The organism is Streptomyces sp. NPDC059255, assembly GCF_042752355.1.
In the GTDB taxonomy this organism is placed as follows: Bacteria; Actinomycetota; Actinomycetes; order Streptomycetales; family Streptomycetaceae; genus Streptomyces.
Genome location: NZ_JBHYZP010000046.1, coordinates 49,570 through 73,811 on the forward strand (window position 1 = coordinate 49,570; position 24,242 = coordinate 73,811).

At 71.8% G+C, this 24,242-nt stretch carries 18 protein-coding genes and 1 pseudogene; 14 read left to right on the plus strand and 5 right to left on the minus strand.

Annotation, left to right across the window (positions count from 1 at the left end):
- Window positions 1-203 precede the first annotated feature (203 nt).
- The 3 genes from serA to ACFXKG_RS36350 all read left to right on the plus strand — a co-directional run bounded on the left by serA (window position 204) and on the right by ACFXKG_RS36350 (window position 3,900).
- Window positions 204-1,796, plus strand: a complete 1,593-nt coding sequence (serA, locus tag ACFXKG_RS36340; protein ID WP_384848295.1) for a phosphoglycerate dehydrogenase — start codon at window positions 204-206, stop codon at window positions 1,794-1,796.
- Window positions 1,797-1,948: 152 nt separating this feature from the next.
- The gene (locus tag ACFXKG_RS36345) at window positions 1,949-2,596 is read left to right on the plus strand and encodes an ArsR/SmtB family transcription factor (RefSeq protein ID WP_384848298.1); all 648 of its coding nucleotides are present in this window, start codon (window positions 1,949-1,951) and stop codon (window positions 2,594-2,596) included.
- A 32-nt stretch (window positions 2,597-2,628) separates the two neighbouring features.
- The gene (locus tag ACFXKG_RS36350; protein ID WP_384848301.1) at window positions 2,629-3,900 is read left to right on the plus strand and encodes an MFS transporter; all 1,272 of its coding nucleotides are present in this window, start codon (window positions 2,629-2,631) and stop codon (window positions 3,898-3,900) included.
- Window positions 3,901-4,004: 104 nt separating this feature from the next.
- Here the strand turns inward: ACFXKG_RS36350 and ACFXKG_RS36355 are convergent, their stop codons facing one another.
- Entirely contained in the window at window positions 4,005-5,174 is a 1,170-nt protein-coding gene (locus tag ACFXKG_RS36355) for a PucR family transcriptional regulator (protein ID WP_384848304.1), read from the minus strand.
- A gap of 235 nt (window positions 5,175-5,409) precedes the next feature.
- On the opposite strand from ACFXKG_RS36355, the gene ACFXKG_RS36360 reads away from it, so the two are divergent.
- The 3 genes from ACFXKG_RS36360 (at window position 5,410) to ACFXKG_RS36370 (ending at window position 8,503) form a co-directional block, all read left to right on the plus strand.
- Entirely contained in the window at window positions 5,410-6,336 is a 927-nt protein-coding gene (locus ACFXKG_RS36360; RefSeq protein WP_384848307.1) for a proline dehydrogenase family protein, read from the plus strand.
- Between the two features lie 57 nt (window positions 6,337-6,393).
- Window positions 6,394-8,025 (plus strand): L-glutamate gamma-semialdehyde dehydrogenase, encoded by a 1,632-nt coding sequence (pruA, locus tag ACFXKG_RS36365; protein ID WP_384848310.1) that lies wholly within the window; start codon window positions 6,394-6,396, stop codon window positions 8,023-8,025.
- Between the two features lie 340 nt (window positions 8,026-8,365).
- Window positions 8,366-8,503 (plus strand): hypothetical protein, encoded by a 138-nt coding sequence (locus tag ACFXKG_RS36370; RefSeq protein ID WP_365812351.1) that lies wholly within the window; start codon window positions 8,366-8,368, stop codon window positions 8,501-8,503.
- Window positions 8,504-8,561: 58 nt separating this feature from the next.
- Here the strand turns inward: ACFXKG_RS36370 and ACFXKG_RS36375 are convergent, their stop codons facing one another.
- Window positions 8,562-10,136, minus strand: coding sequence for a purple acid phosphatase family protein (locus ACFXKG_RS36375; RefSeq protein ID WP_384848313.1), 1,575 nt, complete (start codon window positions 10,134-10,136; stop codon window positions 8,562-8,564).
- 162 nt (window positions 10,137-10,298) lie between these two features.
- Here ACFXKG_RS36375 and ACFXKG_RS36380 point away from each other — a divergent pair, with 162 nt between their 5' ends.
- The 4 genes from ACFXKG_RS36380 to ACFXKG_RS36395 all read left to right on the plus strand — a co-directional run bounded on the left by ACFXKG_RS36380 (window position 10,299) and on the right by ACFXKG_RS36395 (window position 16,258).
- On the plus strand, window positions 10,299-11,342 hold the full coding sequence (locus ACFXKG_RS36380) for a 3-isopropylmalate dehydrogenase (protein ID WP_365812347.1): 1,044 nt from the start codon (window positions 10,299-10,301) through the stop codon (window positions 11,340-11,342).
- Window positions 11,343-11,576: 234 nt separating this feature from the next.
- The gene (locus ACFXKG_RS36385) at window positions 11,577-12,677 is read left to right on the plus strand and encodes a branched-chain amino acid aminotransferase (RefSeq protein WP_384848316.1); all 1,101 of its coding nucleotides are present in this window, start codon (window positions 11,577-11,579) and stop codon (window positions 12,675-12,677) included.
- Window positions 12,678-13,109: 432 nt separating this feature from the next.
- Window positions 13,110-14,717, plus strand: a complete 1,608-nt coding sequence (gene cimA, locus ACFXKG_RS36390) for a citramalate synthase (RefSeq protein WP_384848319.1) — start codon at window positions 13,110-13,112, stop codon at window positions 14,715-14,717.
- Between the two features lie 167 nt (window positions 14,718-14,884).
- Window positions 14,885-16,258 carry a hypothetical protein gene (locus ACFXKG_RS36395; RefSeq protein ID WP_384848321.1) on the plus strand — a complete coding sequence of 458 codons (1,374 nt, stop codon included), beginning with the start codon at window positions 14,885-14,887 and terminating at the stop codon, window positions 16,256-16,258.
- Window positions 16,259-16,355: 97 nt separating this feature from the next.
- Here ACFXKG_RS36395 and ACFXKG_RS36400 read toward each other — a convergent pair whose 3' ends face one another.
- Window positions 16,356-16,973, minus strand: coding sequence for a YceI family protein (locus ACFXKG_RS36400; RefSeq protein WP_384848324.1), 618 nt, complete (start codon window positions 16,971-16,973; stop codon window positions 16,356-16,358).
- A gap of 246 nt (window positions 16,974-17,219) precedes the next feature.
- Here ACFXKG_RS36400 and ACFXKG_RS36405 point away from each other — a divergent pair, with 246 nt between their 5' ends.
- On the plus strand, window positions 17,220-17,729 hold the full coding sequence (locus ACFXKG_RS36405; protein WP_384848327.1) for a hypothetical protein: 510 nt from the start codon (window positions 17,220-17,222) through the stop codon (window positions 17,727-17,729).
- A gap of 93 nt (window positions 17,730-17,822) precedes the next feature.
- Here ACFXKG_RS36405 and ACFXKG_RS36410 read toward each other — a convergent pair whose 3' ends face one another.
- A complete protein-coding gene (locus tag ACFXKG_RS36410; protein WP_384848330.1) occupies window positions 17,823-19,028 on the minus strand; it encodes a glycoside hydrolase family 64 protein in 1,206 nt (401 codons plus the stop codon).
- A gap of 514 nt (window positions 19,029-19,542) precedes the next feature.
- Here ACFXKG_RS36410 and ACFXKG_RS36415 point away from each other — a divergent pair.
- The 3 genes from ACFXKG_RS36415 (at window position 19,543) to ACFXKG_RS36425 (ending at window position 23,980) form a co-directional block, all read left to right on the plus strand.
- Complete coding sequence (locus ACFXKG_RS36415; RefSeq protein ID WP_384848332.1) at window positions 19,543-21,936, plus strand: polysaccharide lyase 8 family protein; 2,394 nt, start codon at window positions 19,543-19,545, stop codon at window positions 21,934-21,936.
- A gap of 201 nt (window positions 21,937-22,137) precedes the next feature.
- Window positions 22,138-23,721, plus strand: a complete 1,584-nt coding sequence (locus ACFXKG_RS36420; protein WP_384848335.1) for an acyl-CoA carboxylase subunit beta — start codon at window positions 22,138-22,140, stop codon at window positions 23,719-23,721.
- 55 nt (window positions 23,722-23,776) lie between these two features.
- Window positions 23,777-23,980 carry an acyl-CoA carboxylase subunit epsilon gene (locus tag ACFXKG_RS36425; protein ID WP_382891411.1) on the plus strand — a complete coding sequence of 68 codons (204 nt, stop codon included), beginning with the start codon at window positions 23,777-23,779 and terminating at the stop codon, window positions 23,978-23,980.
- 160 nt (window positions 23,981-24,140) lie between these two features.
- Here the strand turns inward: ACFXKG_RS36425 and ACFXKG_RS36430 are convergent.
- Window positions 24,141-24,242, minus strand: a pseudogene (locus ACFXKG_RS36430) (ATP-binding protein); the annotation flags it as partial.

The following is a 24,242-nucleotide window of genomic DNA, read 5'->3' on the forward strand; positions in this document are numbered from 1 at the left end:
CTGCCGCCGGGCCGCACGTACGAGTGATCCTGTCGCGGGGGCGGAACAGCAGCCGTCGGCAGCATTACACTGCTCAACACATACGCGTCAGGCCCACAGCGTCGTGCGTCTTTCACGCGGTTAGGGCGCGCTCCGCCCTAGGACCCCTCCACCGCATGCGGCCGTCGGGACGGCCGTCCGCAATGGGACTTGTGAGGACTCACGTGAGCTCGAAACCTGTCGTACTCATCGCTGAAGAGCTGTCGCCCGCAACCGTCGACGCGCTCGGTCCGGATTTCGAGATCCGGCACTGCAACGGCGCCGACCGCGCCGAGCTGATCCCCGCCATCGCCGACGTGGACGCGATTCTCGTCCGCTCCGCGACCAAGATCGACGCCGAGGCCGTCGCCGCGGCGGGCAAGCTGAAGGTCGTCGCCCGCGCCGGGGTGGGCCTCGACAACGTCGACGTCTCCGCCGCCACCAAGGCCGGCGTGATGGTCGTCAACGCGCCGACGTCGAACATCGTCACCGCCGCCGAGCTGGCCTGCGGTCTGCTGGTGGCCACCGCACGCCACATCCCGCAGGCCAACACCGCGCTCAAGAACGGTGAGTGGAAGCGCTCCAAGTACACGGGTGTCGAGCTGAGCGAGAAGACCCTGGGCGTCGTCGGCCTCGGCCGGATCGGCGTGCTCGTCGCCCAGCGCATGTCCGCCTTCGGCATGAAGATCGTCGCGTACGACCCCTACGTGCAGCCGGCCCGCGCCGCGCAGATGGGCGTCAAGCTGCTGACGCTCGACGAGCTGCTGGAGGTGTCGGACTTCATCACCGTGCACCTGCCCAAGACCCCCGAGACGATCGGCCTCATCGGCGACGAGGCGCTGCACAAGGTCAAGCCGTCGGTCCGGATCGTCAACGCCGCGCGCGGCGGGATCGTCGACGAGGCGGCGCTCGCCGCCGCCCTCAAGGAGGGCCGGGTCGCCGGCGCCGGTCTGGACGTGTACGCGAAGGAGCCCTGCACGGACTCCCCGCTCTTCGAGTTCGACCAGGTCGTCTGCACGCCGCACCTCGGCGCCTCCACCGACGAGGCGCAGGAGAAGGCGGGCGTCGCGGTCGCCCGTTCCGTACGGCTCGCGCTCGCCGGTGAGCTGGTCCCCGACGCGGTCAACGTCCAGGGCGGGGTCATCGCCGAGGACGTACGCCCGGGCCTGCCGCTCGCCGAGAAGCTGGGCCGGATCTTCACCGCCCTCGCGGGCGAGGTCGCGGCCCGGCTCGACGTCGAGGTGTACGGCGAGATCACCCAGCACGATGTGAAGGTGCTCGAACTCTCCGCGCTCAAGGGCGTGTTCGAGGACGTCGTCGCGGAGACGGTGTCGTACGTGAACGCGCCGCTGTTCGCTCAGGAGCGCGGCGTCGAGGTCCGCCTCACGACCTCCAGCGAGTCCCCGAACCACCGCAACGTGGTGACGGTGCGCGGCACGCTCGCCGGCGGCGAGGAGGTCTCGGTCTCCGGCACGCTGGCCGGGCCGAAGCACCTGCTGAAGATCGTCGCGATCGGCGACTACGACGTGGACCTGGCGCTGGCCGAGCACATGATCGTGCTGCGCTACGAGGACCGCCCCGGCGTGGTCGGCACGGTCGGCCAGATCCTCGGCGAGGCCGGGCTGAACATCGCGGGCATGCAGGTCTCGCGGCGGGAGGAGGGCGGCGAGGCGCTGGTCGTCCTCACCGTCGACGACACGGTCCCGCCGACCGTGCTCACGGAGATCGCCTCGGAGATCGGCGCGGTCTCGGCGCGCTCGGTGAACCTGACGGACTGACCTGGACGTTTCATGGCCGAAGGGCCCGGTGGGATCGACGGATCCCACCGGGCCCTTCGGGCGTTTCCCGGGTGCCTCCTCGCGGGCAGATGAGAAAGTTTTATTGCGCAACTTCTGTTGTGCAACTTTTCTTTCGTATCTACCGTGGGGGCATGCGACCCCAGCACGAACACGAACACGAAGACAGGCACGGGCACGGGCACGGGCAGACGTACGAGCGGACGCACGAGCGGATCACCGACCTGTCCCGGCTCAAGGCGTTCACCAACCCGCTGCGCCTCCAGCTCTACCGGGCGCTGTACGCCGCGGGCACCGCGACCGCCTCTCACCTCGCCGAGCAGGTCGACCAGGCGCCGTCGCTGGTCAGTTACCACCTGCGCAAGCTGGCCGAGCACGGCTTCGTGACCGAGGCGAGCGGCCGGAGCGCCGACGGCCGGGAGCGGTGGTGGCAGGTGGCGTCGGAGGAGGGCTGGGGCTTCCGCGACTCGGACTTCGCGGACACGCCCGAAGGGGCCGCCGCCGTCGGCGCGCTGACCCGCGGCCTGCTCGACATCCGCACCGCTCAGTACCGCGCGTATCTGGACCAGACGGCCGCCTGGGGCCCGACGTGGACCGACGCCGCGTTCAGCTCCGAGTGGCTGCTCGACCTGACCCCGGCCGAACTCGCCGAGATGGGCGAGGAACTCCAGGCCCTTTCCCGGCGCTGGCGGGAGCGCGGCAGGGCCGCCGGGGCGGCCGGCGACACCGAGGGCCGCGAGCACGTCTCCGTGCACGTCTACGGCTTTCCGTTCCGGCCCTGACCCCGGCCGTTCCCGACTCCCTGGAGCCAGCCATGGCCACCGCAGAGACCGCCCCGTCCGAACCCGCCACCACGCCGGCCCATCGCGACGGCAATGTGCTGCGCTGGCTCGCCGCGCACACCGTTTCCCTCGTCGGCGACAGCGTGTACTTCGTCGCCCTCGGCTGGTCCGCCCAGCAGGCCGCGGGCCCCGCCGAGGTCGGTCTCGTCATGGCCGCGGGGGCAGTGCCGCGGGCGCTGCTCATGCTCGGCGGGGGCGTGCTGGCCGACCGGTTCGACCCCCGCCGGGTCGTTCTCGGCAGCGACGCGCTGCGCTGCCTCCTCATTCTCTCGGTGGCCGCCGGCATCGCGCTGACCGCGCCGGCCCTGTGGATCCTGGTCGCGGTGGCGCTCGTCTTCGGCGCCCTGGACGCGCTGTTCGTACCCGCGATCGGGGCCCTCCCGCCGCGGATCACCAGCCCGGGCCAGCTGGCCCGGGTCACCGGCATGCGCTCCCTGTCGATGCGCCTCAGCCAGATCGCGGGCCCGCCGATCGGCGGCCTGGCCATGGGGTTCGGAGGCACGGCGGCCACCTTCGCCGTCGCCGGCCTGCTCTTCGCGCTCTCCCTGCCGCTCCTGCTGACGGTACGGATACGGCCCCTCGGCGCGCGCGGCCACGAACGGCCGGAACCCGGCACGGTGGGGCAGGACCTCCTCGACGGCCTGCGCTACCTCGCCCGCCACCGCCTCATCGGCCCGCTCGTCGCCGCCGGCGCCGTCTGCGAGCTGGGCCTCACCGGCACCCTCAACGTCGGCATGGTGCTCCTCAACGCCGAGCGCGGCTGGGGGGCTTCGGGCTACGGCTGGATCATCGGCAGCTTCGGCGCGGGGGCGGCGGCCGGCGCCACGCTGCTCGCCGTCGCCGGCCGGCTGCCCCGGGCGGGGCTGGTGCTGGCCGGGACGCTCTTCGCGGCCGGCGTGGGCGCGGCCACCCTCGCGCTGGTGCCGGCGCTCTGGACCGCCGCGGCGCTGGCCGCGGTCACCGGACTGAGCGCGGGCGTCTTCGGCGGCCTGAGCACCACCCTCGTACAGACCGCCGCGGACCCCGCCTTCCTCGGCCGGGTCACCTCCGTCGTCATGCTCACCATGGTCGGCCTCGCGCCGCTCAGCTATCCGCTGGTCGGCGCCGCCGTCGGAGCCTGGGGCGCCGCCCCGGTGTTCCTCGGCTGCGGGACCTTCGCCTGCCTGGGGGTGGCCATCGTCCTGGCCTGTGACGCGGTACGGCGTGCCGAACTGCCCCGGCAGGATCCGGACATCAGCCCCTGACCCGTCCGGCCGGTCTCTACGGAGCAGTCCTTACGGACCAGTCTTTACGGACCAACTCTTTACGGATCAGCGCCCGGCGCGGGCCCTCGGCGGCGCGGCAGCGGTCACAGGCGGACCGCCTTCAGGGCCATGTGCAGCAGCAGGCGGTCCTCGCCCTCGGCCAGGTCCAGGCCCGTGAGCTGTTCGATCCGGGAGAGCCGGTAGTAGAGCGTCTGCCGGTGGATGCCGAGCGCCGAGGCCGTACGCCCCGCCTGTCCCGCGTGGTCGAGGAAGACCTCGGCGGTGTGCGCCAGTTCGGCGTGGACGGGGTGCAGCAGCTCCACCACCGCCGGGTCGGGCGCCGTGGGCAGCGCGGTCAGCAGCCGGTACGCGCCCAGCGCCGCCCACCGCGCCACCGGGCCGAGCCGGGGCTGGGCCACCGAGGCGCGGGCCGCCGCCACCGCCTCGCGCCACGCCGCCGGCAGCTCCGTCAGCCCCCGGCGCGGGGCGCAGATCCCGGCGCCCGCGGCCGGCCCCGCCGTGGCGCGCAGCCGCGCCGCCGCCGTCAGGACGGCCGCCTCCGCGTCCGGCGAGCGCAGCCGTACGAGGAGGGCCAGTGCCCCGTCGCCGTCCCGCCCCGTACGGGGCGCCTCCGCCGCGCGGACCGGGGGGAGGGGGAGGGTGCAGAGCGCCGCTGTCCCCGGTACCGCCCGTACCGGCGGCTCCTCGGCGCCCCACGGCGCCACGCAGAGCAGGACGTGTGTCCCGTCGGCACTGGGGCCGAGCGCCGTGCGCAGCGCGGCCGACGCCATCTCCCGCTGCCAGCCGGACTCCGCCGTGAGGACGGCCCGCAGCTCCCTGGCCAGGTCCGTGCCCGCCTTCGCCTCGTCGGCGAGGAGTTCGCCGATCCGGGACGTCACCTCCATGGCCGCCGCGAGCGTGGCCCCGCTCGGCCCCGGGCCCGCGTCGTCGAGCAGCCATACGTAGCCGAGGACCCGTCCCCGGTGGCGTACCGGCAGACAGATGCGGCCCCGGAACACCCCGGCGTCCGGCGCCGCGGGGATCCGGACGGGGCCGGACGCGTGGGTGATGCCGAAGTTCTCGAACCAGGCGCGGACCGCGGGCGTCGACCGCCGCGTCAGGATCGAACGCGTCCTGACCGGGTCCATCGCCGTGTCGTCCTCGCTGTCGTGCACCCCGAAGGCGATCAGTCCGAAGTCCCGGTTCTCCAGGGTCGCCGGGACGCCGAGCAGGGCCGAGATCTCGTCGACCAGTTCCTGGTAATCGTCCTTCACCCGGACATTCTCCCACCGCTTTCAGACATCTGTCTGAGATCCGGGCCACGGATGCGTGACAGGTGTCGATGGCAGAGGATCGGGTCGATCCCTAGGTTTCACAGTGGTTCCTCCGCCGTACCGGAACTGGCCATTTCCGCACTGCGGCCCAACCGCCGCAGTCCTGCTGCCGCGGCCTCACCGCCGCCCCGTCGTTGCACCTTGCCGCACCGTTCGATCCACCGTGGAGGTCCCTGTGCTGGGTCCCGTGATCCTTGCCGCGTCCCGCAGCGACGTCCTGCGCCGCACCCTTTCGGCCGCCCCCGTCACCAAGCCCGTGGTGAACCGTTTCATCGCCGGCGAGTCCGTCGAGGAGACCACCCCCGTCGTCCGGTCCCTCGCCGAGCAGGGCCTGGAGATCACGCTCGACGTCCTCGGCGAGGACATCACCGACCCCGCCGCGGCGCTGGCAGCCCGGGACGCGTACCTGCGGCTGATCGAGGCCCTCACCCCGCTGGAGCTCGGCGCCCGCGCCGAGATGTCGGTGAAGCTCTCCTCCTTCGGCCAGGCGCTGCCCGGCGGGTTCGACCTCGCCCTGAAGAACGTCACCGCCGTCGTCGAGGCCGCCGCCGCCATCGGCACCACGGTCACCCTGGACGCCGAGGACCACACCACCATCGACTCGACGCTCGCCATCCACGCCGAGCTGCGCGAACGCTTCCCGGAGACCGGCGCGGTCGTCCAGTCGTACCTCTTCCGTACGGAGGAGGACTGCCGGGCCCTGTCCGCGGCGGGCTCGCGCGTGCGCCTCGTCAAGGGCGCCTACAAGGAGCCCGCCTCCGTCGCCTACCAGGACAAGGCCGAGGTCGACCGCGCGTACATCCGCTGCCTGCGGATTCTGATGGACGGTTCCGGGTATCCGATGGTCGGCACCCACGACCCGCGCATCGTCACCATCGCCCAGGACCTCGCCCGCCGCGCCGGGCGCAAGCCGGACGAGTACGAGTTCCAGATGCTGTACGGCATCCGGGAGGCCGAGCAGTTCCGGCTGGCCGCGGAGGGACACCGGATGCGGGTCTACATCGCGTACGGAACGGACTGGTACGGCTATTTCATGCGCCGCCTCGCCGAGCGCCCCGCCAACCTCGCGTTCTTCCTGCGCTCACTGGCCAGCCGCGGCTGAACCGGCCCACCCCACCGAAGACCGAGTAGATTTGCAGATGAAGGAGATGCGGTCCCCATGGACGCTGTGACCCAGGTTCCCGCGCCGGTCAACGAGCCGGTGCACGGCTACGCCCCCGGCTCGCCCGAGCTGGCCCGGCTGGAGGTCAGGCTCAAGGAGCTGGCCGAGAACCCCGTCGACCTGCCGATGACCATCGGCGGCGAGAAGCGGATGGGCGGCGGCGAGCGTGTCGACGTCGTCCAGCCGCACAACCACGGGGCCGTCCTGGGGACGTTCGCCGGCGCGACCCGGCAGGACGCCCAGGACGCGGTCGACGCCGCCCTGGCCGCCGCCCCGGCCTGGCGCGCCATGTCGTTCGACGACCGCGCCGCGATCATCCTGCGCGCCGCCGAACTGCTCGCCGGACCGTGGCGCGAGAAGCTCGCCGCCGCGACGATGCTCGGCCAGTCCAAGACCGCCCAGCAGGCCGAGATCGACTGCCCCTGCGAACTGGTCGACTTCTGGCGCTTCAACGTCAAGTACGCCCGTGACCTGCTCGCCGAGCAGCCGCCCGCCAACTCCCCGGGCGTCTGGAACCGGCTCGACCACCGGCCCCTCGAAGGGTTCGTCTACGCGATCACGCCCTTCAACTTCTCGGCGATCGCCGGCAACCTGCCCACCGCGCCCGCCCTCATGGGCAACGTGGTCGTCTGGAAGCCGTCCCCGACGCAGACCCTCGCCGCGGTGCTGCTCATGGAGCTCCTGGAGGAGGCGGGGCTGCCCAAGGGCGTCATCAACCTCGTGACGGGCGACGGCATCGCCGTCTCCGACGTGGCGCTGACCCACCCCGAGCTGGCCGGCATCCACTTCACCGGCTCGACCAGGACCTTCCAGCACCTGTGGAAGACCGTCGGCGCCAACATCGAGACGTACCGCTCCTACCCGCGGATCGTCGGGGAGACCGGCGGCAAGGACTTCGTCGTCGCCCACCCGAGCGCCGACCGCGCCGTCCTCAAGACGGCGCTGACCCGCGGTTCCTTCGAGTACCAGGGCCAGAAGTGCTCCGCGTCGTCGCGCGCGTACGTCCCCGCGTCGATCTGGCACGACGGCTTCCAGGAGGAGTTCGCGGCCGAGGTCGACGGGATCGCCATGGGCGACGTCACCGACCTGACCAACTTCATCGGCGCCGTCATCGACGAGCGCGCCTTCGCCAAGAACAAGGCCGCCATCGACCGCGCCGCCGCCGACCCGAGCTGCACGATCGTCGCGGGCGGCACGTACGACGACTCCGTCGGGTACTTCGTCCGGCCCACCGTCATCGTCTGCACCGACCCCGGGAACGAGGTCTTCACGACCGAGTACTTCGGCCCGATCCTCGCGGTGCACGTCTACGACGACGCCGACTACGAGGCCGTGCTCGACCAGATGGAGTCCGTCTCGGCGTACGCCCTGACCGGCTCGGTCATCGCGGGCGACCGCGCCGCCGCGGCCCACGCGATGGAGAAGCTGCGCTACGCCGCCGGCAACTTCTACATCAACGACAAGTCGACCGGCGCCGTCGTCGGCCAGCAGCCCTTCGGCGGTGGCCGGGCCTCCGGCACCAACGACAAGGCGGGCGCGCCGCAGAACCTGATGCGCTGGACGCTGACCCGCGCCATCAAGGAGACGCTGGTCCCGCCGACGGACTACCGCTACCCCCACATGGGCTGACGCCCTCGGGTTATCGCGCCCCGTCGCCCCCTCGGATTCCGCCCTCGTACCGGTCACCACACCCCTCCGGTACGGGGGCGGCTTCATGGCCGCCGGCCCCCAGTGACGAAGGCCACCGTCTCAGATAGTAGGAAGTCCGAGTAATCGTGAAGACAGAGCGGCCTCCCTCGCTTAGCTTGGAATGAGCCGAACGTCTCGCTCCATCGAGCGAATGGCGGCCGTTGGCACGCGCCCCCACGCAGGCAACCCCTGCCGCGTTTGCCCCCGCCCCTTCCGGCACCTCGCAGATGCATCACGCGGCCCCGTCGCGTGGTTCCGCTGTCTCAAGGAGTCGATCATCATGGCCGAGACGACCGTCCGACGCGTCCGCCGCACGCCCCGCACCCCGCTCACCGGCGAGTCCGAGCGCAAGAACGCCGCCGCCGCCCTCCAGCGCGCTCTCGACCGGAGGGACAACGGCGGCGCCACCGGCCACTGACCGGGGAGCCCCCGCGGGAGCGCCGCGCCGGCCTCGGCGAGTGGTCGGCGCGGCGGCCTCAGCGGGTGATCGTGAAGTGGTCCACCCGGTGGCCCGTCTCCGCGAGCGCGGAGACCGTGAGCGCCGGGCGTGGGCCCGCCGTCACCTCCACGGCCAGGAAAGAGAACCCGGTGTAGCGCACGCGCGACCACTCCACGGTCTCCGGGGCCTTCGCGCCGCCCTTCGCCCAGTGGTACGAGGGGACGGCCTCCACATCGGCCACCTGGCCCTCGTAACTGTCCGGTACGGGGAAGTCGTACAGCGCCTTGCCCGCGCCGCCCGCCGTCACGTACACGATGCCGTCCCGCACCGAGCTGACGGACTCGCCGACCGGGACCCTGCGCCGGACTGCGCCGCCGCGCAGCGCGTCCGTCCGCTCGTACACGTGGTTGTGGCCGTTGACGACCAGATCGACCCGGTGCTTGTCGAAGAGCGGCACCCACGCGTCGCGCACCCCGCCGTCCGACGCGTGCGCGTTCGTCGTGGAGAAGGCGCAGTGGTGGAAGAAGACCACGACGAAGTCGATGTCCTCGTCCCCGCGCAGCTCGCCGAGGCGCCGGTCCAGCCAGCGCGTCTGGGCGCCGTCCGTGTACCCGGTGTTGGCGCGGATCTCGTTCGACACGTCGTTGGCGTCCAGCGCCACCACACCCACGTTGCCGTACGTGAACGAGTAGACGCCCGGCGCCCCCACCGGGTCGAGACCGCCGCCCGGCAGCGACCAGCGCGCGTTCTGCCCGCCGTAGCCGTGCGGCGAGTACCAGGCCTCCATGTCGTGGTTGCCGGTGGTGACCATCCAGGGCACCCGGGAGGCCACCGACTCCGTCTGCGCGAGGAACTGGTCCCACACCCGCGCGTCGTACGTGTCCGACGCGGACCCCTGCCCGCTGCCGTCCGCGTAGCAGATGTCTCCCGCGTGCAGGTGGAAGGCCGGATTCTGGCCCAGGATCACCTGGTCGTTGGCGAGCGCGTCGTACGAGACGCCCTGGTCGCCGAAGGCGGTGAAGACGAAGGAACCGGGGCGCGACGGGGCCGTACGGAACGTCCCGACCGTCCCGAGGTTGCGCCCGTCCGCCGGGTCGAAGCCGCTGTGGCCGACGCCGTAGTAGTACGTCGTGCCGGGGCGCAGCCGCTCCAGTGAGACATGCAGGTAGTACTGGTCCACGGCGGGCAGCTTCGCCGACAGCGACGGCGTGTGCAGCGGCCGTACCTCGGCCCTGATCTTCCGGCTCAGGTCCCAGGGCTCCGTTCCCACCCGCAGATACGGGTCCTTCACCGGCAGCGGCACCTGCCAGGACACCGACATCATCGTCCTCGGGTCCGCGCCGAAGGCGAGATGACGGCCGAAGGGGGCGACCAGCGCCCCGTCCACCCGGGCGGCGGCCGACGACGGCAGGAAGCCCGGGGCGGTCGCCGTGGCCCCCGCGTTGGCGGCGCTGGAGCCCAGCAGCCCGGCACCCGCCACGGTGGACGCCACGACGGTCCCGGTGCGCAGCACGCCGCGCCGGGAGATCCGGGACCGCAGGTACTCGTGCTGCTCCGGCATGGTCATACGGGAGGCGAGACGGTCGGGAATCCCGACGCGGGGAGTTTCCATCTGCTGACGGTGACACCGGCCGGTGGCGTATGTCTGTATTTGAGGCGTCGAAACGGCGACATCAAAGGCGCCCCTGAGACGCCCGGGTGATGTCCGATACGCAAGGTGTCCACAGAATGGACGCACCGTGTCAGCGGCTGGGACGCGGAGTAGGGTGCGGGCATGTCTCGCAGCCTCAATCTCGCAGTGATCCCCGGTGACGGCATCGGCCAGGAGGTCGTGGCTCAGGGCCTCAAGGTCCTGAGTGCGGTTCTCCCGCAGGATGTGAAGCTGGAGACCAAGGAGTACGACCTCGGCGCGCGCCGCTGGCACCGTACCGGGGAGACCCTCCCGGACACGGAGCTGGAGGCCCTGAAGGGGCACGACGCCATCCTGCTCGGCGCGATCGGCGACCCGTCCGTGCCGTCCGGCGTCCTGGAGCGCGGGCTGCTGCTCAAGCTCCGCTTCGCCTTCGACCACTACGTGAACCTGCGTCCGTCGAAGCTCTTCCCCAACACGGAGACCCCGCTGGCCGGCCGCCCGGACATCGACTTCGTCGTCGTCCGCGAGGGCACCGAGGGCCCGTACACGGGCAACGGCGGTTCGCTGCGCACCGGTACGCCCGCCGAGGTGGCCACCGAGGTGAGCCTCAACACGGCGTACGGCGTCGAGCGGGTAGTCCGCGACGCGTACGAGCGGGCCAACTCCCGTCCCCGCAAGAAGCTGACGCTGGTCCACAAGAACAACGTCCTCGTCTACGCGGGCCACATGTGGAAGAACATCTTCGACCGGGTGGGCCAGGAGTACCCCGAGGTCACCACCGACTATCTGCACGTCGACGCCGCGACGATCTTCTTCGTCACCCAGCCGGAGCGCTTCGACGTGATCGTCACCGACAACCTCTTCGGTGACATCCTCACCGACCTCGCCGCTGCCGTGACCGGCGGCATCGGCCTGGCCGCGTCCGCGAACATCAACCCGGACCGTACGTTCCCGTCCATGTTCGAGCCGGTCCACGGATCGGCCCCGGACATCGCGGGCCAGGGCAAGGCCGACCCCACGGCCACCGTGCTCTCCGTCGCCCTGCTGCTGAGGCACCTCGGCTTCGACGCCGAGGCCGTCCGGATCGAGGAGGCCGTCGCGGCCGACCTCGCCGGGCGGGACGGCACGGCGTCGCGCACCACCGACGAGATCGGCGACGCGCTCGCCGTACGCGTAGCGAGCTGACCCGCGACTGACTTCTCACGCAGCCGCCGGGTCCACCACCCGGCGGCTGCTTCGTGCTGTGCGGCCGCCGGGTACCGACATCAGTTCGCGGATCGCACTCACCCCCATTTCCCGCGCCACCCCGCCCGAGCGATAATCGCTGTGGGCCGCGGCATGCGGGAATGCTCGGACGTCCTATCAGCAGTAGCGGCGTGAGCGCGGTCCGTCACACCCACACGTGAAGGACGAGTATTCATGACCACGCCCACGACCGCGCCCGCCATCGAACTCAAGCCCTCCTCGCACCCGCTGTCCGACGCGGAGCGCGAGGCGCTGCTCGCCGACCCGGGCTTCGGCCGTCACTTCACCGACCACATGGTGACGATCCGCTGGACCGAGGGCAGGGGCTGGCACGACGCGCAGCTCGTCCCGTACGGGCCGCTCTCGATCGACCCGGCCAACATGACCCTGCACTACGCGCAGGAGATCTTCGAGGGGCTCAAGGCGTACCGGCTGCCCGACGGCTCGGTCGCCACCTTCCGCCCCGAGGCCAACGCCGCCCGCTTCCAGCGCTCGGCCCGCCGCCTCGCCATGCCGGAGCTGCCCGCCGAGACCTTCATCGCGGCGTGCGACGCGCTGGTCCAGCAGGACATGGCGTGGGTCCCCGCGCACGGCGGCGAGGAGTCGCTGTACCTGCGCCCGTTCATGTTCGCGACCGAGGTCGGCCTCGGTGTGCGCCCGGCCAACGAGTACCTGTTCCTGGTCATCGCCTCGCCCGCCGGCGCGTACTTCCCCGGCGGCGTGAAGCCGGTCTCCGTCTGGCTCTCGGAGAACTACGTCCGCGCCGTCCCCGGCGGCATCGGCGACGCCAAGACGGGCGGCAACTACGCGGCCTCCCTGCTCGCCCAGGCCGAGGCGGCCGAGAGGGGCTGCGCCCAGGTGGCCTACCTCGACGCGGTCGAGCACCGCTGGGTCGAGGAACTGGGCGGGATGAATCTGTACTTCGTGTACGGCGACCGCATCGTCACCCCGGAACTCACCGGCTCCCTGCTGGCGGGGATCACCCGGGACTCGCTCCTCACTCTTGCGAGTGACCTCGGCTACACCTCGGAGGCGGGCCGGATCTCCAAGGAGGACTGGCGCCGCGACACCGAGAACGGCACCCTCACGGAGGTCTTCGCCTGCGGTACGGCCGCGGTGATCACCCCGGTCGGCACCGTCAAGTCGGCGGGCGGCGAGTGGACGCAGTCGGGCGGTGAGCCCGGCGAGGTCACCATGAAGCTGCGCTCGGCGCTGCTCGACATCCAGCGGGGCACCGCGCCCGACCTCCACGGCTGGATGCACCGGCTCGGCTGACGTACGAGGTTGACGTACGAGGCCGACGTACGTACGTGGCTGACGTACGAGGCTGATGTACGTACGAGATTGATGTACGAGGGGCCGTGCCCGCATCCCCGCGGGCGCGGCCCCTCGGATTCCCGTACGTTCCGCCCGGTCCGACGGTTGCTCGTTCGTATCGTGAGACGGGTCTTTCCGGACGCGCGAGACATGCGAAAATCGGCCCGTGCTCTCGTTCGCCATGATTATCGGCAGCAAGCGCGCCGGTCCGCAGTGACCGCCCCGTACCACCCCGTACGGCGCGGCCATCGTGCCCCAGACCCGCGCGCAGACCTCTCGCACCCGCGAGGGGTTTTTTCGTTTTCCGGCCCCACCCCGGCCGAGAGCGAGCGGCACGCGATGATGGGGGCAAGTGGAGCCAGACCTTCCACTCGACAGGAGCAGGACACCATGACCACAGAGTCCACGGCGGCCGACGACAGTTTCCATGTCTTCGACACGACGCTGCGCGACGGGGCGCAGCGCGAGGGCATCAACCTGACCGTCGCCGACAAGCTGGCCATCGCCCGGTATCTGGACGACTTCGGCGTGGGCTTCATCGAGGGCGGCTGGCCCGGGGCCAACCCGCGCGACACCGAGTTCTTCGCCCGCGCCCAGCAGGAGATCGACTTCCGGCACGCGCAGCTCGTCGCCTTCGGCTCCACCCGCCGCCCCGGAGCCAAGGCCTCCGAGGACCCGCAGGTCAGGGCCCTGGTCGAGTCCGGCGCCCCGGTGGTGACGCTCGTCGCCAAGTCGCACGACCGCCATGTAGAGCTGGCCCTGCGCACCACGCTGGACGAGAACGTCGCGATGGTCCGCGACACCGTTTCCTACCTGCGTGAGCAGGGCCGCCGCGTCTTCGTCGACTGCGAGCACTTCTTCGACGGCTACCGCGCCAACCCCGAGTACGCCAAGTCCGTCGTGCGCGCCGCCACCGAGGCCGGCGCCGACGTGGTCGTCCTCTGCGACACCAACGGCGGCATGCTGCCCGCGCAGATCCAGGCCGTCGTCCACACCGTCCTCGCCGACACCGGCGCCCGCCTCGGCATCCACGCCCAGGACGACACCGGCTGCGCCGTCGCCAACACCCTCGCCGCCGTCGACGCGGGCGCCACCCACGTCCAGTGCACGGCCAACGGCTACGGCGAGCGCGTCGGCAACGCCAATCTCTTCCCGGTCGTCGCCGCGCTGGAGCTGAAGTACGACAAACGGGTCCTGCCCGCGGGGTCGCTCGCCGAGATGACCCGGATCTCCCACGCCATCGCCGAGATCGTCAACCTCGCGCCCTCCACCCACCAGCCGTACGTCGGTGTCTCGGCCTTCGCGCACAAGGGCGGACTCCACGCCTCCGCGATCAAGGTCGACCCCGACCTCTACCAGCACATCGCCCCCGAGCGGGTCGGCAACACCATGCGGATGCTCGTCTCCGACATGGCCGGCCGCGCCTCCGTCGAGCTGAAGGGCAAGGAACTCGGCATCGACCTCGGCGGCGACCGCGATCTGGTCGGCCGGGTCGTCGGCCGGGTCAAGGAGCAGGAGCTGAAGGGGTACACGTACGAGGCCGCCGACGCCTCCTTCGAGCTGATGCTCCGCGAGGAGGTCGAGGGCCGGCCGCGCCAGTACTTCCGCACGGAGTCCTGGCGCGCGATCGTCGAGGACCGCCCCGACGGCACGCACGCCAACGAGGCGACGGTGAAGCTGTGGGCCAAGGGCGAGCGCATCGTGGCCACCGCCGAGGGCAACGGCCCCGTCAACGCGCTCGACCTGGCCATGCGGGCCGGGCTGGAGCGGATCTACCCGCAGCTCGCCAAGTTGGAGCTGGTGGACTACAAGGTCCGCATCCTGGAGGGCCGGCACGGCACGGAGTCCACCACCCGGGTGCTGATCACCACGAGCGACGGCGCGGGCGAGTGGTCGACGGTGGGCGTCGGCGAGAACGTGATCGCCGCGTCCTGGCAGGCGCTGGAGGACGCGTACACGTACGGGCTGCTGCGCGCCGGGATCGAGCCGGCGGAGTAAGTGCGCGCGGATGGGCGGGGCGGCGGGCGCGGCGCGCAGGGCATACGGGCCTGCGCGCCGGTTCTCGCGGACGGACGCGCCCCCGCCCGGCCGCCCCTGCGGCGTGCTTCTTCTTTTGCTCCGACTTTGCCCGTCCGGTATTGCCCCGCTTCGGGTAGCGTCGATGTATGAGGTCGAGGCTGATTTCCATACTGTTCGGGCTGGTTCTCGCTCTGTCGGCCACCGCATTCCTGGTGGCGCCCGGCGCGCAGGCCGCCACCACGGGCCCCGAGACCGTGGCCGAGGCTCTCAAAAAGGGCCCGGTCTATGTGGATCCGGGGGCCAGGGACCAGCTTTCGGCGGCCCAGGCCGATGCCCTGGCGAAGAAGATCAAGGACGCCGGCAAACCGCTGTTCGTGGCGGTCCTCCCGGACACCGCGCAGTTCCCGGCGGCGAGCGTGCTCCGTACCGTACGGACCGACACGGGGGTGACCGGGCTCTACGCCATCCGTCTCGGCGACCGGTTCAACGCCGGCGCCGACCCGTCCGTCCTCTCCCGCCAGGCCGTCTCGAACCTGGTCGCCGGGGTCAAGGCGGGTGGCGCTCCCGTCGACGCCGCGACCCAGCTCTCCGACTTCGTGGACCAGGCGCTCCCGCAGACCCGCGGCCAGGCGCCGGCCTCCTGGGACGGTGGATCGGGCTCGGGCGACAGCGGGGGCAGTTCGTCCGCCGGGCTGATCGTGCTCGGCTCGGTGGTCGTGGTGGGCGGCGCGGGCGCCTACGCCGTGGTGCGCAGGAACCGCCGCAAGCAGCTGGAGCGTGAGCAGGCGGCCCTGGACAAGCTGCGGGTCGTCGTGGACGAGGACATCACCGCGTTCGGCGAGGAGCTGGACCGGCTCGACTTCCACCCCGCGGAGGCGGGCGCCGACGACGCGATGCGCGGCGACTACGAGCACTCCCTGGACGCGTACGAACGGGCGAAGTCGCTGATGGGCTCGGCCCGGCGGCCCGACGACGTCCGCGGGGTGACCCGGGCGCTGGAGGACGGCCGCTTCTCGCTGGCCACCCTGGCCGCGCGCCGGACGGGCGCCCCGCTGCCGGAGCGCCGGCTGCCGTGCTTCTTCGACCCGCGCCACGGCCCGTCGACCAAGGACGCGGAGTGGTCCCCGCCCGCGGGGGCCCGGCGTACGGTCCCGGTCTGCGCGGCGGACGCGGCGCGGCTGGCCGACGGCGAGGACCCGATGACCCGTACGGTCCAGACCGACCAGGGGCCGCGCCCGTACTGGGACGCGGGACCGGCGTACGGCCCGTGGGCCGGCGGCTACTTCGGCGGCGGGCTGCTGCCGGGGCTGCTGGTGGGCACGATGCTCGGCTCGATGATGGCGAGCCCCGCGTACGCCGCGGACTTCGGCGGCGGTGACGGCTCCGGCTTCGCCGGCGGCGACTACTCGGGCGCGGACTTCAACCCGGACGATTTCGGGGGCGGCGGTTTCGGCGGGGGAGGGGACTTCGGGGGCGGCGGCGACTTCGGAGGGGGCGGCGGGTTCGACGGCGGCTTCTGACGAGGGCCGCCGGACCCGCCCCACCTCACCCTGACCCGCCCCCCACCCGGTCGCGTACCCACCCCGTACGCATTCGGCCTGTCGTACGCACTCGGCCTCAGGCGGCCTCGGGGCCCTGCTTGATGGCGGAGATGTCGAAGTTCAGCTTCACCTTGTCGCTGACCAGCACGCCGCCGGTCTCCAGCGCCGCGTTCCAGGACAGGCCCCAGTCGGAGCGCAGGATCGTCGCACTGCCCTCGAAGCCGACGCGCTCGTTGCCGTACACGTCGGTGGCGGAGCCGTGGAACTCCAGGTCGATGGAGAGCGGCCGGGTGACGTCCTTGATCGTCAGGTCGCCGGTGACACGGTACGTCTCGGCGTCGATCTGCTCGGCGGCGGTGGAGCGGAAGGCCATCGTCGGGAACGTCTCGGCGTCGAAGAAGTCCGCGCTGCGCAGGTGGCCGTCACGGTCCGGCACGCCCGTGTCGATGCTGGCGATCGAGACGTCGATCGTCGCCGTGGAGTTCGCCGGGGCCGAGCCGTCCAGGTGGAGCGTGCCCTCGTGCTCCGTGAAGGTGCCCCGCACATTGGTCACCATGGCGTGGCGCACGGTGAAGCTGATGGTGCTGTGCGCGGGGTCGATGGTGTACGCGCCGGTCAGCGCGGCCAGGGCGGGGTCCGCCTCGACGGTGGCGGCCGGGGCGTCGCTGTCGTTCTTGCGGCCGAAGAGAGCCATGGTTCCTCCAGGTGCGGTGGCGTTCGCGGTGTTGTTTAACCTTCAACGAGTGTCACCTTAGACCTGTCTCGTTCGAAGTTCAACAACATCGCGAGATTCACACGAACGGGTGAAGAGAATCCTCTGGCGGACGCGCGTAGACATCGGGCAGGATCAGCCCCGCACCGCCGGTACCGCCCGCACCACCTGCTCCACCGCACCGCCTACGCCACGACGTCACGGTTCTCAGCAGGAGGCCATCCCCCCATGAAAATCCGCTCCGTCCTCAGCGCCCTCGCCCTGGTCCTGGGCGCGCTCTTCGCCCCCGGCTTCGGTGTGTTCAGCTCCGCCACCGACGCCCAGGCAGCCACGAAGATCACGCACGCCACGGCGACCTCGATGTTCAACTCGTCCGGCATCGGCTGGGTCTCCAGCGGCGGCTGTTCCAACCGGAACAACGCGAGCTGTACCTCGTTCGACCAGCTCAACCTGGACACGGCCAAGGGAGCGCAGACGCTGAAGAGCGCCACCGGCTGCGCCCTCACGATCACCGGAGGTACGGAGACCGGCCACGCGAGCGGCACGTACTCGCACTGGAACGGCTACAAGCTCGACTTCAGCAAGACCACGTGTGTCACCAACTACATCAAGAACACCTTCGCGTACATCGGGGTGCGCGGTGACGGCGCCCCGCAGTGGAAGTCCGGCTCCGGCAACGTCTACGCGGACGAGGGCAACCACTGGGACGTCACGTACTACAACTGCGGCGGCTGCTGAGGCTCCGCAGGCTTCCGCTCACGGCGGTGCCCCGCTCCCTCCGCCCGTCGCCGGGGGAGAGGCGGGGCACCGCCGCGCCGAGGGAAAGGACGGTCAGGAGCCGACCGAGACCGTCCAGCGGCGCGGGTTGCCGTCGTGCGCCGCGCCCGAGACGTCCGGCTGGCCCTCGGCCTGGACGTCGTCGTACGGGAACGCGTACCCGACCGGGTTGTTCTCGTGCACGATCCGGGCGAAGTGGTTGGTCACCGGGCCCCGGTAGTAGTCCGCCGCCGTGAGGCCGTTCGGCGTCTGCGTGTGCGTGAGCAGGGTCGAGCGGTTGAAGGCGGCCGCGAGCCGGGCGAGCAGGCCCTTCTTGTCGTCCGAGTCCGCGGGGTTGTTCGCGAACGGGCCGCTGTTGCAGGTGAAGATGTCCATCGAGGTCGGCTTGGCGAAGGTGTGGCCGCCGTTGAAGGTGAGCGTGTCGCCGCTGACCCGGCCGGTGAAGACGCCCCGGCCGCCCTGGAGGTCGATCGTCAGATCCGTGGAGCGGTACTTCTCCCAGACCTGGTCGGCGTAGCTCTCGAAGACACCGCCGAACCCTGCCTGGCCGGGCAGATTCTGCGGTGAGATGACCCGCAGCACCTTCCCGTCGGGGTTGCGCAGGACCAGCTTGTCCCACGGATGTCCGTCCTTCGCCGCCTGTGCGGTGAGCCCGTCGGCGATCCGCTCCAGCGCGCCCTCGGGCAGCGGGGCGACCGTGTGGGTGGCATCGCCCTCCAGGGAGATGCCGATGGGCAGGGCGGTCACCAGGTCGACATAGCTGATGTTGGAGAAGAGCTGGTCCTGGTTGAAGGTGAACTCGCAGAACGACCAGGTGCGGCCGTAGTTGGGGTCCGCCTCGGTCGCGAACGCCGGCTCCACCAGGGCGGGGCCCGGGTTGAGGAAGAAGTCCAGCTTGTCGTCGCGTACGAAGTAGACGCGGGCGCCGAACATCTGGGGCAGCCGCAGCACGACGGGGGCGCCGCCCGCCGGGTTCAGCGGGATCGCGCAGTCGACCGGGAGCGGGGTCTGCGGGGCGCCGGGCGACTCGGGACGGTGGACGCCGCCGTCGGCGCGCAGCAGCACCCAGCCGCCCGTGGCCTGGTCGTGGCCGGTCACATAGGCGTTGACCGTGCCGGGCAGCGACTTGTTCTGGAGCGCGAGTTCGCAGGTCTCCGGGGCTGCCGAGGCCTGCGGGCTGAGAGCGCTTCCCCAGACGGGGTAGGTGAGCGCCGTCGCCGCGGCGGCCGTGCCGGTCAGGAACAGTCGGCGGGATATCACGGAAGTACTCCTGATACATGGGGGTGCACGAGGGCGCGGCGGGTGGGAGGAGGCGCCCAGCGTGGCCCCCCAGCCTCGCCGTGGGTGGGGAACGAGTCAAGAGCTGGGTCTGAGAGCGCTCTCACACGGCCGCGTCGAGCCGACCGTGCGTCACACGCGGTCACCCTGACGGGAGTTGCCGCCTTGCGGCCCTCGCTCCCGCCCCGCGGTCTTGCTTCCGCCCCCGCGCGCTCGCTCCGTACGGCGCCGTCGCTGCCGCCTCGCCTTCGCTTCCGCCCCGCGCGGTCGCTCCGTACGGCGCCCTCGCTACCGCCCCCGCGGCTTTCGCCCCGCGCGGTCGCTCCGTACGGCGCCCTCGCTACCGCCCCCGCGGCTTTCGCTTACTACGGCGCCCTAGCTCCCGCCCCGCGCCACCCGCTCCCCCTTCCGGCCGCGTCCCCCGTTGAAAGCCCCCGCCGGCGGTGCTACACCAACGGGCAGCCGGTCCATACCACTTCCGCTCCGGAGGTCCCCCGTGCCGCAGCCGCCCGCCTGGACGCGCCGTACCGTGCTCACCGCCCTGGCCGCCACCGGCGCGGGCTCCCTCCCGCACGCCGCGGCACACGCCGCCGGGCCACCCGCTCCCGGCGGCGGTGCGGCCGCCGATCCGTTCGAGGAGCTGCGGCTGCGCTGGGTGGGGCTCTCCCTCGGCGAGGGCTACGACCCCGCCGCCGAGCCGTACGCCTCCCGCCTCGCCGAGACCGGCGAGCTGGCCGCCGGGTTCCGCCGGACGATGGCCCCGGCCGCCGCGTCCCTCTGGCCCGACCGGCCGTACGACCCGCCCTCCGGCATCACCCAGAGCTACAGCAGGCTCTGGACCATGACCCGCGCGTACGCCCAGCCGGGCACCGGGCTCACCGGGGACGCCGGGCTGCTCGACGCCGTACGCCAGGGGCTCGACCACCTCGCCGCGACCGTGTACCACCCCGCGACCGCCCCCTACGGCAACTGGTGGGAGTGGCAGATCGGCAGCCCCCGGCTGCTCATGGACATCACCGCCGTCCTGTACGACCGGCTCACCGACGCGCAGCGCGCCGCCGGCGCCGCCGCCGTCGACCACTTCATCCCCGACGCCCTGCTCGCCGACTACTCGGGCACCAGCACCGGCGCCAACCGCGTCGACCTCTGCCGCTCCGTCGCCCTGCGCGGCGTCCTCGGCCGGGCGCCCGACCGGATCGCGCTCGCCCGCGACGCGCTCTCGCCCGTCTTCCCGTACGTCACGAAGGGCGACGGGCTCTACGCCGACGGATCGTTCGTGCAGCACACCTGGGTCGCCTACTCCGGGACGTACGGCCAGGTCATGCTGGACGGTCTCGGCCGGCTCCTCACCCTGCTCGCCGGATCGCCCTGGGCCGTCACCGACCCGGCCCGGCAGATCGTCCTCGACAGCGTGGAGCGCGCGTACGCCCCGCTCATCTACGACGGCCTGATGATGGACAGCGTCAACGGGCGTGCCGTCAGCCGCGGTTACCTCAGGAGCGACGAGCGGCAGGTGATGCGGAGCGACCACTTCCACGGCCAGGGGGTGATCGCCGCGATCGCGCTGCTCGCGGGCGCGGCGGGCGCCGCCGAGCGCGAGCGCTGGACCGCGCTGCTCAAGGGGTGGATCGAACGGGACACGGTGTCGCCCGTCCTCACCGCCCGCCAGTTCGACGTGGCCGATCTCGCCCGGCTGCGCGCCGTCGCCGCGTCGGACGTGCCCGCCGCCCCCGAACCGACCGGCCACACCCTCTTCGCCGCGATGGACCGGGCCGTGCACCGGCGCCCCGGGTGGGCCGCCAACATCGCCATGGCCTCCGACCGGATCGCCCACTACGAGTGCGGCAACGGCGAGAACCCGCGCGGCTGGCACACCGGCGCCGGGATGCTCCTGTGGTGGTGCGCGGACCAGGGCGACCACCGGTCCACCGACCAGTACACGAACTGGTTCTGGCCCACGGTCGACCCGTACCGGCTGCCCGGTACGACCGTCTCCACCCGGCGGCTCCCGGACCGGGCGGGCGGCGAGTGGGGCGAGCCGAAACCCGCCGTACGGTGGGTGGGCGGCGCGACCGACGGGACGTACGCCGCCGTCGGGCAGCACCTCAAGGGGCTCGGCTCCACGCTCGAAGCCCGCAAGTCCTGGTTCTGTCTCGCGGACACCGTGGTCTGCCTCGGCGCCGGTATCAGCGCGACGGACGGGGTGCCCGTCGAGACGATCGTGGACAACCGCAATCTGGGGGAGCGGGCCGGCGCCGCCTTCACGCTCGACCCCGGCGCGCCCCGGCCCCGTTGGGCCCATCTCGCCGGCCACGGCGGCTGGGTCTTCCCCGGGGGCGCTCGGGTACGGACCCTCGCCGAGGCGCGCACCGGCGCGTGGAGCGACATCAACACCACCAGTTCACCTGAACGCCGTACCCGGCACTACCGGAGTCTCTGGCTCGACCACGGCACCGACCCGGTGGCCGCCTCGTACGCCTATCTGCTACTGCCCGGCGCCTCCCGGCGCGCCGTCACCGCCCGCGCCGCCGACCGGCACTGGCTGGAGATCCTGGCCAACACCGACGCGGCCCAGGCCGTGGCGGTCCGCTCGCTGGGCTGCGTCGCCGCGAACTTCTGGCGCCCGGGGACGGCGGGGCCGCTCACCGCGAGCGCCCCCGCGAGCCTCCTCGCCGTGGAACGGGGCCGTACCGTCACCCTGCACATCGCCGAGCCGCCCCGTACGGGGGAACCGCTGGAGATCGTCTGGGACCGGTCGCACCGCCCCGTACGCCGCGTCACGAACCACGACCCGGCCGCCGAGGTCCTCGCCACGGGCCGTACGGTACGGCTGAGGGTCACCCCGGGAACGGCCTGCGCCACCCACGTCTGCACCATGGAGGCGCACTGACCGGTGCACCGTCCGGCGCACGTCCGGGGGATCTCCGCCCAGAGGTTCCGCCTGGTGGATCCTTACAACCGGCGGGGGTGGCGCGCTGTCCGGTGCCCCCGCAACGGGCCGGGTTTCTGTCCATGCCCACCAGGAATACCGCCGGGAGACTGTGTGGAGTCGACGGCGCGCATTCCTCGGAGGTGTTCGTAGGGTTGGGACATGACCGTAGTGGACGAGACGCCGAGCGAGCCCATCGACGCCCGGGGCCGTGTGGCAGAACTGCACGCGCTGCGCGAGGAGGCCCGCCGGGGCCCCAGCGACCGCGCGACCGAGGCCCAGCGCGCCAAGGGCAAGCTCACCGCCCGCGAGCGCATCGACCTGCTGCTCGACGAGGGATCGTTCAAGGAGGTCGAGCAGCTCCGCAGGCACCGGGCGACCGGCTTCGGCCTGGAGGCGAAGAAGCCGTACACCGACGGTGTGATCACCGGCTGGGGCACGGTGGAGAGCCGCACGGTCTTCGTCTACGCCCACGACTTCCGGATCTTCGGCGGCGCCCTCGGTGAGGCCCACGCCACGAAGATCCACAAGATCATGGACATGGCCATCTCGGCCGGTGCCCCCCTGGTCTCCCTCAACGACGGCGCGGGCGCCCGCATCCAGGAGGGTGTCTCCGCGCTCGCCGGGTACGGCGGCATCTTCCAGCGCAACACCCGTGCCTCCGGTGTCATCCCGCAGATCAGCGTGATGCTCGGCCCGTGCGCGGGCGGCGCGGCCTACAGCCCCGCGCTCACGGACTTCGTCTTCATGGTCCGCGAGACCTCGCAGATGTTCATCACGGGCCCCGACGTGGTCAAGGCCGTGACCGGCGAGGAGATCACCCAGAACGGCCTGGGCGGCGCGGACGTCCACGCCGAGACCTCGGGCGTCGCGCACTTCGCGTACGACGACGAGGAGACCTGCATCGCCGAGGTCCGCTACCTCCTGTCGATGCTCCCGCAGAACAACCGCGAGAACCCGCCCACGGTCGTCTCCGAGGACCCGGCGGACCGCCGCTCCGACATCCTGCTCGACCTCGTGCCCGCCGACGGCAACCGCCCGTACGACATGCACAAGGTCATCGAGGAACTCGTCGACGACGGCGACTACCTGGAGATCCATGAGCGGTGGGCCCGCAACATCGTCTGCGCGCTCGCCCGGCTCGACGGCCAGGTCATCGGCATCGTCGCCAACCAGCCGCAGTCCCTGGCCGGGGTCCTGGACATCGAGGCATCGGAGAAAGCTGCGCGCTTTGTCCAGATGTGCGATGCTTTTAACATCCCGATCGTCACGTTGCTGGACGTGCCCGGCTTCCTCCCGGGGGTCGACCAGGAACACGGTGGAATCATCCGGCACGGCGCCAAACTGCTCTACGCCTACTGCAACGCGACCGTGCCGAGGATCTCCCTGATCCTGCGCAAGGCGTACGGAGGCGCGTACATCGTCATGGACTCCCAGTCCATCGGGGCGGACCTGACCTATGCCTGGCCGACCAACGAGATCGCGGTGATGGGCGCCGAAGGTGCCGCCAACGTCATCTTCCGCAGGCAGATCGCCGAGGCCGAGGACTCCGAGGCCATGCGCGCGCGCATGGTGAAGGAGTACAAGGCCGAGCTGATGCACCCCTACTACGCCGCGGAGCGCGGCCTCGTCGACGACGTCATCGACCCCGCGGAGACCCGTGAGGTCCTCGCGGGCGCGCTCGCGATGCTCCGTACCAAGCACGCGGACCTGCCGTCCCGCAAGCACGGCAACCCCCCGCAGTGACGCGGCGCCCCACGCGCCCCGCCGTCCCTGCCGAGACCAACGGAGACACGACTCCATGAGCGATGCCACGAACGAGTCCCTGCTGCGCGTAGAGAAGGGCCACGCCGACCCCGAGGAGCTGGCCGCGATCACCGCGATCCTGCTGGCCCGCGCCGCCGCCACGCCCGAGGCCCCGGCGCACCGCGGCCGCTCCACCGCCGGCTGGCGCCGCCTGGAGCGCACCCCCGGCTTCCGCGCCCCGCACAGCTGGCAGGGCTGACCCCCCGCCGCTCGTGAGCGGACACGACAGAGCCCCCGCACTCGGTGAGAGTGCGGGGGCTCTGCCATGCGCTTCCACAGCCGTCCGTACGTACGTCCATGGGACGGCGGTGCCCGGCGCCGTAGGGGCGCCGGGCGTCCGTGGGTCCGTGCGTCCGTGACTAACGGAGTCGTGCCATGAGGGCGTGTTCGACGAGGGTGATGAGTCCGCTTTTGGCGTCGGCGCGGTGGCGGGCGTCGGTGGTGATGATGGGGGTGTCGGG